Annotated in this window: 14 protein-coding genes; 12 read left to right on the top strand and 2 right to left on the bottom strand. The window is 40.8% G+C overall.

Translation table 11 applies throughout. The annotated features are described in order from the left end of the window. Positions 1-28 precede the first annotated feature (28 nt). Positions 29-1,636, bottom strand: coding sequence for an L-aspartate oxidase (gene nadB / locus ACRWQL_RS05335; protein ID WP_434952679.1), 1,608 nt, complete (start codon positions 1,634-1,636; stop codon positions 29-31). Between the two features lie 241 nt (positions 1,637-1,877). On the opposite strand from nadB, the gene rpoE reads away from it, so the two are divergent. The 12 genes from rpoE to ACRWQL_RS05275 all read left to right on the top strand — a co-directional run bounded on the left by rpoE (position 1,878) and on the right by ACRWQL_RS05275 (position 11,977). After that, on the top strand, positions 1,878-2,456 hold the full coding sequence (gene rpoE / locus ACRWQL_RS05330; RefSeq protein WP_434952678.1) for an RNA polymerase sigma factor RpoE: 579 nt from the start codon (positions 1,878-1,880) through the stop codon (positions 2,454-2,456). A 29-nt stretch (positions 2,457-2,485) separates the two neighbouring features. Beyond that, positions 2,486-3,079 carry a sigma-E factor negative regulatory protein gene (locus ACRWQL_RS05325; RefSeq protein ID WP_434952677.1) on the top strand — a complete coding sequence of 198 codons (594 nt, stop codon included), beginning with the start codon at positions 2,486-2,488 and terminating at the stop codon, positions 3,077-3,079. 63 nt (positions 3,080-3,142) lie between these two features. Continuing rightward, positions 3,143-4,072, top strand: a complete 930-nt coding sequence (locus ACRWQL_RS05320; RefSeq protein ID WP_434952676.1) for a MucB/RseB C-terminal domain-containing protein — start codon at positions 3,143-3,145, stop codon at positions 4,070-4,072. Between the two features lie 100 nt (positions 4,073-4,172). Further along, entirely contained in the window at positions 4,173-4,637 is a 465-nt protein-coding gene (locus ACRWQL_RS05315) for a SoxR reducing system RseC family protein (RefSeq protein ID WP_434953339.1), read from the top strand. A 148-nt stretch (positions 4,638-4,785) separates the two neighbouring features. Continuing rightward, positions 4,786-6,576 (top strand): translation elongation factor 4, encoded by a 1,791-nt coding sequence (lepA, locus tag ACRWQL_RS05310; RefSeq protein ID WP_434952675.1) that lies wholly within the window; start codon positions 4,786-4,788, stop codon positions 6,574-6,576. A 175-nt stretch (positions 6,577-6,751) separates the two neighbouring features. Continuing rightward, positions 6,752-7,666 carry a signal peptidase I gene (gene lepB, locus ACRWQL_RS05305; protein ID WP_434952674.1) on the top strand — a complete coding sequence of 305 codons (915 nt, stop codon included), beginning with the start codon at positions 6,752-6,754 and terminating at the stop codon, positions 7,664-7,666. Beyond that, on the top strand, positions 7,666-8,346 hold the full coding sequence (gene rnc / locus ACRWQL_RS05300; protein ID WP_434928568.1) for a ribonuclease III: 681 nt from the start codon (positions 7,666-7,668) through the stop codon (positions 8,344-8,346). The genes lepB and rnc overlap by 1 nt, the downstream gene beginning before the upstream one ends. Continuing rightward, positions 8,343-9,356, top strand: a complete 1,014-nt coding sequence (gene era, locus ACRWQL_RS05295; protein WP_434952673.1) for a GTPase Era — start codon at positions 8,343-8,345, stop codon at positions 9,354-9,356. Before rnc ends, era begins: the two co-directional genes overlap by 4 nt. 42 nt (positions 9,357-9,398) lie before the next feature. Continuing rightward, the gene (gene recO, locus ACRWQL_RS05290; RefSeq protein ID WP_434953338.1) at positions 9,399-10,106 is read left to right on the top strand and encodes a DNA repair protein RecO; all 708 of its coding nucleotides are present in this window, start codon (positions 9,399-9,401) and stop codon (positions 10,104-10,106) included. Positions 10,107-10,204: 98 nt separating this feature from the next. After that, a complete protein-coding gene (pdxJ, locus tag ACRWQL_RS05285; protein WP_434952672.1) occupies positions 10,205-10,942 on the top strand; it encodes a pyridoxine 5'-phosphate synthase in 738 nt (245 codons plus the stop codon). Continuing rightward, positions 10,942-11,322 (top strand): holo-ACP synthase, encoded by a 381-nt coding sequence (gene acpS / locus ACRWQL_RS05280; protein WP_434952671.1) that lies wholly within the window; start codon positions 10,942-10,944, stop codon positions 11,320-11,322. The genes pdxJ and acpS overlap by 1 nt, the downstream gene beginning before the upstream one ends. Positions 11,323-11,452: 130 nt before the next feature. Beyond that, positions 11,453-11,977 (top strand): DUF962 domain-containing protein, encoded by a 525-nt coding sequence (locus ACRWQL_RS05275; RefSeq protein ID WP_434940283.1) that lies wholly within the window; start codon positions 11,453-11,455, stop codon positions 11,975-11,977. Between the two features lie 94 nt (positions 11,978-12,071). On the opposite strand, the gene ACRWQL_RS05270 is transcribed toward ACRWQL_RS05275, so the two are convergent. Further along, positions 12,072-13,433 (bottom strand): YjiH family protein, encoded by a 1,362-nt coding sequence (locus tag ACRWQL_RS05270; protein ID WP_434952670.1) that lies wholly within the window; start codon positions 13,431-13,433, stop codon positions 12,072-12,074. Positions 13,434-13,646: the final 213 nt, after the last annotated feature.

The following is a 13,646-nucleotide window of genomic DNA, read 5'->3' as shown; positions in this document are numbered from 1 at the left end:
CACAGCGAGTAGTTAAGCATTTAATCTATCAATTTGGCTGCAAAATAGTCGGTTGAGGATTATCAAGCAACTCAGGGTAATCAAGATTATAGTGAAGCCCGCGACTTTCTTTACGTTCCATAGCGCAACGAATAATCAGCTCTGCAACTTGCACAAGGTTACGTAGCTCCAGTAAGTTATTACTAACACGAAAGTTTGAATAATATTCTTGAATTTCTTGTTGTAACATCATACAACGACGCATTGCTCGCTCTAAGCGTTTATCGGTTCTGACAATGCCGACATAATCCCACATAAAAAGCCTTAATTCATGCCAGTTGTGTGCAATGACGACTTCTTCATCAGAGTTACTGACTTTACTTTCATCCCACACCGGTACATTTTCTGGCATTTTAATTTTTTGCAATTGGCTTTCAATATCTTGCGATGCTGCACGGGCAAACACTAGGCATTCAAGTAGTGAGTTACTCGCAAGACGATTAGCACCATGAAGTCCTGTATATGCAACTTCCCCGACTGCATATAAGCCGTTTAAATCTGTTTGTCCATGCAAGTCTGTCATTACGCCACCACAAGTATAATGTGCCGCCGGTACAGCCGGAATTGCGGTTTTGGTAATATCGATACCTAATTCTAAACAACGTTGATAGATGGTTGGAAAATGCTTGATAATAAAATCAGCTGGCTTATGGCTAATATCTAAATAGACACAATCTGAGCCCAAGCGTTTCATTTCATAATCGATGGCGCGAGCAACAATATCCCTTGGCGCCAATTCTGCTCGTTCATCAAATTCAGGCATAAAACGACTACCATCTGGACGCCTTAAGTAAGCGCCTTCACCACGCAGTGCTTCTGTGAGCAAAAAGTTCTTAGCTTCAGCATGGTATAAACACGTTGGATGGAATTGATTAAACTCCATATTGGCGACACGGCAACCTGCACGCCAGGCCATGGCAATACCATCGCCACTGGCAATATCAGGATTAGAAGTGTATTGATATACTTTTGAACTACCACCGGTGGCAAGTGCAACAAACTTGGCTGTGATAGTTTCGACGTGTTCTCTATCTCGGTTCCACACATAAGCGCCTAACACTCTGTTTCCTGGACGATTTAGCTTGCGAGACGTAATTAAATCGATCGCATTATACCGTTCTAATACTCTAATGTTAGGGTGGTTTAAGGCGCGTTCTTGTAATGTGGTTTGCACTGCTTTGCCTGTTGCATCTGCAGCATGTAAGATACGACGATGGCTATGCCCACCTTCACGAGTTAAATGATAGGGGGCATCTTTTTGATTGCCTAACGTTTCTTCTTTATCAAAAGCAACGCCGCAATCTATTAACCATTGCATTGAAGCTTTAGCATTTTCAGCGGTAAATTTTACCACCGCTTCATCACATAATCCGGCACCAGCAATTAGGGTATCGCTAACGTGAGATTCAATGGTGTCATCTTCATCAAAAACCGACGCAATTCCACCTTGTGCATACAAGGTTGAGCCTTCGGCTAAAGGACCTTTAGAAAGTAAAATAACTGACGATTTTTCTGCTAAATGCAATGCTAAAGTAAGCCCTGCAGCACCGCTACCTATAACCAAAATGTCAGATTGGTATTCAACTGCTTGTGTCATCGGGTATCATGGGTCGAGAAATGGTTCAGTAATGGTAAATCAAAACACCATACTTGGGTACATTAAGCCGATATTTTGTGCATGCTAGACGCGTTTATTTAGTATTTATGTGGCATAGAGCCAGCAAAATGAATTTTTTTTATATTTTATCGAACTTTTATCAAAATGCTCTGTCTACTTATATGAACAGGATTCGAGCGACTGAATATCAGTTATACAGATTTAGGAGTAGTCGGCTCGGATGAGTGGACAATATAGTGATCAACAATTAGTTGAGCGTGTACAGCAAGGCGATAAAAACGCTTTTAACCTGTTGGTAATGAAATACCAGAACAAAGTGATGAGCCTGATCGGACGATATGTTCGAAATCAAGCGGATGTGCAGGATGTAACACAAGAGGCTTTTATTAAAGCTTATCGTGCACTTGCAAATTTTCGTGGTGATAGTGCTTTTTATACTTGGTTGTACCGAATTGCAGTTAATACGGCAAAAAATCATCTCACATCACAAGGTCGTAAAGCCCCTGGAAGTGATGTTGATATTGAAGAAGCTGAATACTATGAAGGCAGTGATGCTTTAAAAGAATTTGCTTCGCCAGAGCGGTTATTAATGAAAGATCAAATGAGTAAAGTGATCTTTGATACCCTCGACACATTGCCTGAAGAATTAAAGATGGCGATATCGTTACGTGAACTTGATGGTATGAGTTACGAAGATATAGCTAATATCATGGATTGCCCGGTCGGCACAGTAAGATCGCGAATATTTCGCGCCCGTGAAGCAATCGATAAACAGCTCCAGCCTCTACTGGAAAAGTAACAACCTCTATTTATTAAGATAGGTGACAAATGGTTAAATCAAGTCAAGAATGGGTATCTGCAGCGGTAGACGGTGAAGTTGATGATAAAACATTGGCCCAACTAGCATCTGATGTTGAATCTCATCAAGAATGGCAACGTTATCACATGATTGGTGATACGATGCGCGGTGAATTACCTGCGGCCATTGACTTAGATATTACAGCAAGCATTGCAGCGGCTATCGCACTAGAGCCTACAATAATGGCGCCTAAGGCGAGTCAGTCTGAACAAGGTGCAGTGGTAACGGCAAATAAACCTTCAAACGTGGTTTCGTTATTCAAACAGTTTGGCCAGTATGCAATAGCAGCCAGTGTAGCGCTTGTGGCAATTGTTGGTGTGCAATCTTATAACCAAGATCCAGAATCACCGCTACCTGTATTTAATACTCGTCCTTTAGTGGGAACCATGTCACCGGTAAGTTTGCAAACCGGTCCAGTGGCTAACCAACAAGGTTACAGTAATGAGCAAGTGCTTGAGCAGCGTCGAAGAGTTAACGCCTACATTCAAGATCACATGCTACAACAACGTTTAAATCCGAGTGTTGAAGCGCAAAAAGCTAACACTGCTGATGTAAACCAATAACTTTTATTCTTCCTACAGCAATGGTTTAATTGGCCATTGCTGTTTTACCTTTTAGGAGTTAGCTTGCGCATTATCCTGCTAGCACTGTTAATACTTTCTCCCCTTAGCCATGCTGAAGAGTTGTCTGCTAAAGAATGGCTGACTAATATGAGTCAAGCTCTTAGCGAGAAACAATTCAAAGCCTCTATCATTCAAGTTCAAGCCGATCACGTACGTCCTTTAGTTTTTGTTCAAGGTCTTGTCGGTGAACAGCATATTTCTTACGTAGAGTATCTAAATGGCCCGCCCAAAAATGCCGTTAAAGTCGGCAACAAAGTGACCTTTTTAGAACATGACCAACCGCCCTATAGCGTTACTTCTAACCTTATACAGGGAGTCTGGCCTGCTGCACTTTCTGGTAATATCACAAAGTTAGAACAGGGATATCAGTTTGTTTTGGGAGGTCGAAGCCGCATAGCAGGTCGAGCAGGACAAATGATCCGATTTATTTCTAAGGATGAACATCGTTATGACGCACAGATTTGGGTTGATATGGAAACATATTTACCGTTGCGATATGACACATTAAATCTAGATAAACAATTGCTTGAACAGACTATGGTTATTGAGCTTGTTGAATTTATTGAGTCTCCAAGCATTCTCGTCGAGGCCAGTAAACATGAATGGCCAGAAGTGATTAACCAAGGCGATCGTAAAGATGCGCAGGATTGGCAGTTTACCTGGTTACCCGAAGGCTTCAATATGGTGGTAAGTGATAATCACCGCCTTATCGGTATTCATGAGCCTGTAGAATATATTTCACTTTCTGATGGCTTGGCTAATATCTCAGTTTATGTTGCACGTGCGACAGAAGGGCCAATGCCAGATGAACTCGTCACCCGCAATGGGTTATCTATGGTGGTTGAAAAAGTGGGCAATGCTGAAGTAGTCGCAATCGGAAAAGTGCCCAGTGCAACTTTAGAGCGCATTGCCAGAAGTTTAGCGCTAAAATAAGCGATTAAACCTTATTAAATAGATATTAATGACTATGTCAGACGCTTCTAAGTTTCAATCTAAAACACCTCAAAATGGCCAGCTAGAGTCTAGTGGCTTAATGGAGGAACTCGCACGTGTGGTTGAATATCAACCTGGTTGGGTTATGGTTGAGGTTGAATTAAAAAGCGCATGTAATCATTGTAGTAGCAGTGAAAACTGTGGCACATCTGCGGTAGCTAAAGCCTTTTCTGTTAAAACTCAACGTTTTGCTATTGCCAGTGATAAGTCCTATCAACAAGGCGATATGCTCAAACTTGGCTTACCAGAAAGTGTAATTATTAAAGCGGCAGCACTAGTGTATCTTCTCCCTTTGTTGGGACTATTTACCTTTGCCACTTTTGGTCATCTATTAGGACTAGGTCTGGCACTTGATACCAATATCAGTGCCATGTTGATGGCATTAATTGGTAGCGCATTAAGTTGGCGAGTCGGTAAATATTTTGCCCATAGAATTGAAACCGATGCTCAACCTGTGATTATCAGTAATTTAGGCCAGCAAGTGGGTTTATTCCGTCAAGTTTGATGGTTTATGCTTGCAGCGTCATATCAATTAGCGCTATTTCTACCTTCATTTAAACATCAATGATTAATCTGATTGGTATTACTACCCTAATCAGGTACAATTTGACACCATATTTTTCACCTTTTTTAGTAGTAGTCATTGCCTCATAATGAAACACATTAGAAACTTTTCAATTATTGCCCATATCGACCATGGCAAATCCACCTTATCTGATCGTCTTATCCAGGTTTGTGGCGGCTTAAGTGACCGCGAAATGGCTGCTCAGGTTCTTGATTCAATGGACATTGAACGTGAGCGTGGCATTACCATTAAAGCCCAAAGCGTTACCTTGGACTATACAGCCAAAGACGGTAATACTTATCAGTTAAACTTTATTGATACCCCTGGTCACGTTGACTTTTCATACGAAGTATCTCGATCGCTTGCCGCTTGTGAAGGTGCGCTATTAGTGGTTGATGCCGGCCAAGGTGTTGAAGCGCAAACATTAGCAAACTGTTACACCGCCTTAGAGATGAATCTAGACGTTGTACCTGTATTGAACAAAATTGATTTACCACAAGCTGAGCCAGATAGAGTGGCGGCAGAAATCGAAGATATCGTTGGTATTGATGCCATGGATGCTGTGCGCTGTTCAGCAAAAACCGGTGTAGGTATTCAAGATGTACTTGAAGAGATTATTGCCAAAATTCCACCACCGCAAGGTAATATCGATGGACCTTTACAGGCTCTTATTATTGATTCTTGGTTCGATGCTTACTTAGGTGTTGTGTCATTAGTACGCATTAAACACGGTGTATTAAAGAAAGGCGATAAGTTTAAGGTTATGTCTACAGGCATAAATTACAACGCCGATCGCGTGGGTATTTTTACGCCGAAAGAGAAAGATACTGCAGAATTGAAAGCTGGTGAAGTAGGCTATGTTATCTCTGGTATTAAAGAGATTCATGGCGCACCGGTAGGGGATACGCTAACACATGCTAAGCATGGCGCTGAATTGCCATTACCTGGATTCAAGAAAGTAAAACCACAGGTTTATGCCGGTGTTTTCCCTATTTCGACAGATGAATATGAAAACTTCCGTGAAGCATTAAATAAGCTATCGTTAAACGATGCATCACTGTTTTTTGAACCAGAAACCTCTGGTGCACTTGGGTTTGGTTTCCGTATTGGTTATCTTGGTTTGTTGCACATGGAGATTGTTCAAGAGCGTTTAGAACGTGAATACAATCTTGACTTGATCACCACAGCGCCAACCGTAGTGTATGAAGTTGAAATGACCAGCGGTGAAGTTATCTATGTAGATAATCCATCGGATCTGCCACCACTTAATAATGTGACCGAAATCCGTGAACCGATTGTTGAAGCTAATATTTTAGTGCCAAAAGAATACTTAGGTAACGTTATTACCTTATGTATTGATAAGCGCGGTATGCAAACCAATATGGTCTATCACGGTAATCAAGTTGCTGTGACTTATCATTTGCCAATGGCAGAAGTGGTAATGGATTTCTTTGACCGCTTGAAGTCTACTAGCCGTGGTTATGCATCACTTGAATATAACTTTATTCGTTTTGACCCTGCTGACATGGTCCGTCTTGATATTTTAATCAATGGCGATCGTGTTGATGCATTAGCGATGATTATTCACCGCACAAACATTCGTCATCGTGGCCTTGCATTGGTTGAAAAGATGAAAGAGCTTATTCCAAGACAGATGTTTGATATTGCCATTCAAGCCGCTATAGGTAGCCAAATTGTTGCGCGTTCAACCATTAAAGCCTTACGTAAAGACGTTACCGCTAAGTGTTACGGTGGTGACGTATCGCGTAAGAAGAAGCTACTAAACAAGCAGAAAGAAGGTAAAAAACGTATGAAGCAAGTGGGTAATGTTGAGGTGCCACAAGAGGCATTTTTAGCAGTATTGAAGTTAAATGATTAATCATAATTAACCCAAAAGCTTCAAAGATAACGCCGCATTAAGCGGCGTTATCGTTATAATAAATCTAATTTATCTGCAAAATGATTTCAGTATTTAGCCGTTAATAATGGCTTACACTGTTTGTGTTGATAATGACGTTCAAAGTGTAAGACTTATTTTAGGAGTTCTACCAATAATGGCAGCTTATTTTTCTACCATTCTCGTGCTAGTCACCCTTATCAGTGGTCTGATTTGGCTGATTGATGTGCTATTTTTTGCGCCTAAACGCAAAGAAAAGCTCGCCTTAGCCCAGTCTGGTTCACAACAGCTTAGTGAAGAAGCAATTGATAAAATTATTCGTGAGCCTGTGGTGGTTGAAACAGCGCATTCAATTTTTCCTGTTATTGCGTTTGTGATGATCCTGCGCTCATTTATCTACGAACCCTTTCAAATCCCATCGGGCTCTATGATGCCAACATTGCTGGTGGGGGATTTTATTTTAGTTGAAAAGTTCAGCTATGGATTACGCGACCCTGTATGGCGCACTAAGCTGATTGAAACTGGTGAGCCTGAGCGTGGTGATGTATTTGTGTTCAAATATCCTGAAAACCCAAAAATTGACTATATTAAACGTGTGGTGGGCTTACCTGGCGATAAAGTGACTTACACTAATAAGCAATTAACTATTCAGCCCAAATGTAGCAGCGATAACGTTTGTCCTGATCCTGTCAGTATTGCACATGTGGAAGTTAATCGTGGCGAGTTTACCCATGAAGGTGTTCCATTAATCCGTTACAAAGAAACGACAGATGGGCTTGAACACGACATTTTAGTTAATCCTTCTCGTCCTGATTTCAGACAACATTTTTATCAGCAGTCAGGTACTCAAATAGGTGAGTTTATTGTGCCAGAAGGGCAATATTTTGCTATGGGTGATAACCGTGATAACAGTACCGACAGTCGCTTTTGGGGTTTTGTCCCTGAAGAAAATCTAGTCGGTAAAGCCGTGGCAATTTGGATCAGTTTTGAATTTGACCGTGACGCTAGTGGATTGTTACCAACATGGGTACCCAGTGGTGTCCGTTTTGAGCGCACAGGCGGAATAAAGTAATGGAACCGATTAAAAACCTGCCTAGATTGTGCCGTACTATAGGTTATGAATTTAACGATATTAACTTATTAACTCAAGCGTTAACCCATCGCAGCGCAGCGAATAAGCATAATGAACGCTTAGAGTTTTTAGGTGATTCGATTTTATCGATTATTATATCTGATGCCTTATATCACCAGTTTCCAAAAGCGACTGAAGGCGATTTAAGTCGCATGCGCGCCACCCTGGTAAAAGGTGATACTTTAACCATTATTGCGCAAGAATTTAAGCTCGGTGATTATTTGTTTCTAGGGCCTGGGGAACTTAAAAGTGGCGGTTTTCGTCGAGAGTCTATTCTGGCTGATGCCGTTGAAGCCATTATTGGTGCGGTGTATCTTGATGCAAACATAGATGCATGCCGCAGTTTATTACTGAACTGGTATAAACAGCGCTTAGTCAATATTAAGCCAGGTATCAATCAAAAAGATCCTAAAACGATTTTACAAGAACATCTTCAAGGTTTTAAAAAGCCTTTACCTGACTACCAAGTTGTCAAAGTAGAAGGTGAAGCCCACGATCAAACCTTTACGGTTGAATGTCGTATTACAGACTTAGCTAATGTCGTTACTGGCGTGGCAAGTTCAAGAAGAAAAGCTGAACAGCTAGCGGCTGCTCAGGTGTTGGAGTTACTGAATAAATGACCAAAAAAACCGACTTGCCAAGTCAACAAGCTGAGGTTGCACCAGAGCCAAGCTTAAATGAATTATTGTCAAGGATGAACCTTGCAGCACCACAAGCCACTGCTCAATATGATGTGACTTACTGCGGCATGGTTGCCATTGTTGGTCGCCCTAATGTGGGCAAGTCGACTCTGTTGAACAAATTGCTAGGCCAAAAGGTCAGCATTACGTCTAAAAAACCCCAAACGACCCGTCATCGTATTATGGGGATCCACAGCGATGGCCCAAAACAAATAGTCTTTATCGATACGCCAGGTCTGCATATTGAAGAAAAGCGTGCTATTAATCGTTTAATGAACCGTGCCGCAGCAAGTTCATTAGCGGATGTATGCATGGTTATATTCGTTGTTGATGCCATGATATGGACTGCTGATGATGAAATGGTGCTGCAAAAAATTAAGCATCACAATGATGGTCGTAAAATTGTTCTGGCTATCAATAAAGTGGATAACATTAAAGATAAGGAATCGTTATTTCCTTATTTAGAAGAGTTAGGTAAGAAGTTTGATTTTGATGATATATTGCCAATCTCTGCCAATAAAGGCACCAATGTTCAACGTATATTGGAACTGGCACAGGTTTCATTACCTACAGCGCCATTTTACTTCCCTGAAGATTATGTGACAGATCGATCACAGCGTTTCATGGCATCTGAAATTGTACGTGAAAAGCTAATGCGCTTTTTAGGTGATGAATTGCCATATGATTGTACCGTCGAAATTGAGCAATTTAAGATGATGGAAAACGGTGTTTACCAGATTAATGCGCTTATTTTAGTTGAACGTGATGGTCAAAAACGCATGGTGATTGGTAATAAAGGTGAACGAATTCGCACCATTGCCACCCAGGCACGTTTAGACATGGAAACCTTGTTTGATAATAAAGTGTTTCTTGAAGTTTGGGTCAAAGTTAAATCTGGCTGGGCTGACGATGAACGCGCACTGCGTAGTTTAGGTTATGGCGACGATTAAACCGTTTGTTTTTGTCACTCTAAACATACGAACATGGCCACGATGAAACGTGGCTATGTGCTACATCACAGGGCTTATCGCGAGTCCAGTGTTATTGTTAACTTACTGATTGACGGTGTCGGACGTGTTGATGCCATTGCCCGTACTGGCAGTGGTAAACGTTCAATTAAATCAATACTGCAACCGTTTCAGCCACTTATTATTCAATTTAGTGCCCAATCAGAAGCTAAAAATCTTTCTTTAAAAACCGTGACTCACATTGAAGCCGCCGCACCTGCTATTCCGCTCAGTGGTAATAGTCTATATTCAGGCTTTTATTTGAATGAATTATTGGTGCGTCTGTTAACCGTTGAGCATCAGGCCGAACCCTTATTTATAGCTTATCATCGCAGTTTAATATCCCTAGCCGAGTCATTTTGCTCCAGCCATTTACGTTTTTTTGAAAAAGCACTATTGCTTGAGCTCGGTGCATTACCTTCGCTGCAATATGATGTTGACGGTAATACAATTGAAGCGACTAGTGCGTATCGATTAGAAACTGATTGTGGTTTTATTCCAGTGCTACAACATAGTGCAGGTACATTTAATCACAGTCGAAGTGTAGTGCCGGGTGCTATGTTAATTGAGCTGCAAAATGAGCAGTTATCAGCAGAGCACCTCAATAGTGCCAAAGGTTTGATGCGTTTTTTACTCACGCCACTATTAGGCAATAAACCATTGTTGAGTCGTCAATTATTCGTTAAGCCCTAGCGAGTACAATAATGCGGATAATAATCTCGAATTAACTCACCATTATCAGTACAATAGCCAGACAATAATTTTATTATCATCATGATAAGGAACCTACCGTGAGCGCCATTTTTTTAGGTATTAATATCGATCATATCGCCACCCTACGTCAGGCTCGTGGCACCCATTATCCTGATCCTGTTCATGCTGCTGCAGTTGCTGAGCATGCCGGTGCCGATGGTATAACGATTCATTTACGTGAAGACCGTCGCCACATTCAAGACCGTGATGTTTACTTATTAGCAAAGACCCTTAAAACACGGATGAACTTTGAATTTGCGGTCACGGAAGAGATGATTGCTATCGCCTGTGAAGTCAAGCCTGCTTACGCTTGTTTAGTGCCAGAAAAGCGTGAAGAGTTAACCACTGAAGGCGGTTTAGATGTGGCTGGCCAGTTAGATAAAATTACTGCAGCGGTGACTCGTTTAGCTGCAGAAGGCATTAAAGTGTCATTATTCATCGATGCCGATAAAGCTCAAATAGATGCAGCTGTCGCATCTGGTGCACCTTATATTGAAATTCACACAGGTTGTTATGCAGACGCACATACTGATGCAGCACAAGCTCAAGAGTTAAAACGCATTGCAGAAATGGCTACCTATGCGCACAGTAAAGGCTTAGTCGTTAATGCAGGTCATGGTTTGCACTATCATAATGTTAAACCTATAGCTGCAATCCCAGAGTTATATGAGTTAAATATTGGCCATGCTGTTATTGCGCGTGCGGCCATTGATGGTTTAGATAAAGCGGTACGTGATATGAAGCAATTAATGCTTGAAGGTCGTAGAGGCGAGTAATGGCGATTGTCGGCATAGGTACTGATATTGTTGAAATTGCGCGCATACGTGATCAACGTGATCGACTTGGTGACAAATTGGCCAAGCGTGTGCTGACAGATGCAGAATTTGCACTTTATGCCGCATCAAAAATACCAGAGCGATTTCTGGCAAAACGTTTTGCCGCAAAAGAAGCCGCCGCTAAAGCATTAGGAACAGGCATTGGGCGTGGGGTGTCATTTCAACATATTCACATTGCTAATGATGCCAATGGTGCGCCCATCGTCACTTTTACCCTGGGAGCAAAAGCACGACTTGAGCAATTAAAGGGGCGTCATGGCTTTATTACTATTGCTGATGAACAACATTATGCGGTGGCAACTGTGGTGTTAGAGAGTTGATTGGGTATCCATTTTAGATTTATCTTACCCTTCATATTATTAAGGCGCATTGGCGCCTTTTTTAATGGCTTTGCAAATTAGATTTCATACGTTAAATTAATAAGATAATAACTCAAAATAGAGACTCAAAATGAAATCAGCAGTAGAACAACTTTCCACCTATAAAAGTGTTCATTTGAACCCGAAAAATATTAAAACCCATTTTTTTGGAGTGCCAATGATCATTTGGTCAGCATTTTTAATGTTTGGAACATTACGCTTTCAATACGGTGACTTCGAATTCAGTGCGGCAATGATAGTGATGTTGATTGTGCTTGGTTATTACTTCAAGCTGCATGTTAGGCTTGCTATAGGGCTAACGTTATTTATCGTCCCTGTGTTAATTACCTCTGAAATGGCAGTACATACCGCCCATCCTTTTGTATTAGCCATATCCATATTTGTGATTGGTTGGGTGATTCAATTTATTGGTCATAAATATGAAAAAGCTAAACCTGCTTTTATGGATGATTTAAATCAGTTACTTATTGGGCCATTTTTTTTAATGGCTGAACTGTATTTTATGTTTGGCTGGGAAAAACAATTAGATGCAGAAATAACACCTATTGCCAGAGATAAACGTCGAGCAATTGAAGCCGCTAAGCGGGCTGTTTAGGCTTAACGCTAAACATAAACCTCAAGTTAGCTGATTATAAAATAAAAAAGCCGTCTGATGACGGCTTTTTTATTAGTTGAGTCTGAGTAATCACTTAAGACAGAATGATATGTCCCATTAACGCAATAATAGGTAAGGTCACAACTGTACGTAAAATGAAGATGACGAACAGTTCTAAAAAGTTAACTGGAATTTTACTGCCAATAAGCAGAGCACCGACTTCGCTCATATAAATTAATTGGGTCACCGATAAAGCAGCAATCACAAAACGCGTCAGGTCCGACTCAATTGAGCTGGCTAAAATTGAAGGAATAAACATATCAGCAAAACCGACAACAATCGTTTTAGAGGCCAGGGCAGCATCGGGGATTTGTAATAGTTCCAATAAAGGGATGAAAGGCATGCCTAAATAATCAAATATGGGAGTGTACTCTGCCAGTATTAACGCCATTGTGCCAATGGCCATCACCACAGGTATTATGCCAAAAATCATATCGACGACATTTTTAATCCCATCTAATATCACTTGTTTAACACTAGTGACTTGTGATGCGCGTTCTAATGCTTGATGGTAACCCCAAGAAAATACTCCATGACCTTTTGGGATCATCTCATCATCTGGGTGGCGGGGAGTGTCATCGATATAGTTATCTTTCTTCCAAGAAAGCGGGGGCAACTTAGGCACTATGATTGCAGCGACTATGCCAGCTAAACAGACAGTCAGGTAAAATGGTACAAATAAGTGCTCTAATTTAACCTGTGAAATTACCACTAAGCTAAATGTAATTGATACTGCAGAAAACGTGGTACCAATAACCGCTGCTTCTCGTTGCGTATAAAAGCGTGTTTCATACTGCTTAGACGTCATTAAAATCCCGACACTACCGTCACCTAACCAAGAGGCGATACAATCAACGGCACTGCGTCCGGGTAAGTTAAATATTGGCCGCATAACTTTTGTTAGCATAGTGCCAAAAAATTCAAGCAATCCAAAATTCAGTAGTAGGGGTAATAGCATACCTGCAAATACAAATACTGAAAAAAGCACAGGCAGTAAGTCGTTATACACTAGACTACCAGTATTACCTGAAATAATAGCTTCAGGGCCAACTTCAAAGCACGTTAAGCCAATAAATACGGCACCTAGTACTCGCATTAGTAACCAAAACAGTGACACATTAAGCAAGGCATGTAAAAAATGACTTTGTCTGACAAACTTAGGTTTGATTAATCTGGCCAGAACAGAAATAAAGGCCATAAAAATTACAATACCAGTGACAATCAGTTGAATCGTATTTCCCATTGCGGACTGTAACGCTTTAGAAACGATAGCAATAGGTATGGTTAAGCCGTTGTCTGTGCTAATAGGGGCAATAAAAAGTAACAAACCGATCAGAGACGGTATGATAAAAGTTAATATTGTCTTGAGATTATGTATTGGTTTCTGTTGGTTCACGTCTAATACCTTAAATCTACCTACTTGAGGCAGTCAATAAATTACCAAGTCCTGCCAATAAGAGTATGGCTAAAAGTATTTATGATAGTTATTTTTGCCGCAAGGTTACCGTCTATTCAAGTTTAAGTAAAATGATTCAATTAAACGAATAGTTAGCACTTATTTTTGATTATTTATATTGTATCTTAAAAAAGCTTTTATGTACTTAAAATA

The organism is Shewanella sp. HL-SH4 (assembly GCF_051164845.1).
GTDB classification, from domain to species: domain Bacteria; phylum Pseudomonadota; class Gammaproteobacteria; order Enterobacterales; family Shewanellaceae; genus Shewanella; species Shewanella glacialimarina.
Note: the sequence above shows the minus strand (reverse complement) of the source record. Positions and strands in the feature narration are given on the sequence as shown.

Coding starts and splice junctions, on each gene's coding strand:
- nadB (WP_434952679.1), bottom strand. CDS start 1,636: ATGACACAAGCAGTTGAATACCAATCTGACATTTTGGTTATAGGTAGC.
- rpoE (WP_434952678.1), top strand. CDS start 1,878: ATGAGTGGACAATATAGTGATCAACAATTAGTTGAGCGTGTACAGCAA.
- ACRWQL_RS05325 (WP_434952677.1), top strand. CDS start 2,486: ATGGTTAAATCAAGTCAAGAATGGGTATCTGCAGCGGTAGACGGTGAA.
- ACRWQL_RS05315 (WP_434953339.1), top strand. CDS start 4,173: ATGGAGGAACTCGCACGTGTGGTTGAATATCAACCTGGTTGGGTTATG.
- lepA (WP_434952675.1), top strand. CDS start 4,786: ATGAAACACATTAGAAACTTTTCAATTATTGCCCATATCGACCATGGC.
- lepB (WP_434952674.1), top strand. CDS start 6,752: ATGGCAGCTTATTTTTCTACCATTCTCGTGCTAGTCACCCTTATCAGT.
- rnc (WP_434928568.1), top strand. CDS start 7,666: ATGGAACCGATTAAAAACCTGCCTAGATTGTGCCGTACTATAGGTTAT.
- era (WP_434952673.1), top strand. CDS start 8,343: ATGACCAAAAAAACCGACTTGCCAAGTCAACAAGCTGAGGTTGCACCA.
- recO (WP_434953338.1), top strand. CDS start 9,399: ATGAAACGTGGCTATGTGCTACATCACAGGGCTTATCGCGAGTCCAGT.
- acpS (WP_434952671.1), top strand. CDS start 10,942: ATGGCGATTGTCGGCATAGGTACTGATATTGTTGAAATTGCGCGCATA.
- ACRWQL_RS05275 (WP_434940283.1), top strand. CDS start 11,453: ATGAAATCAGCAGTAGAACAACTTTCCACCTATAAAAGTGTTCATTTG.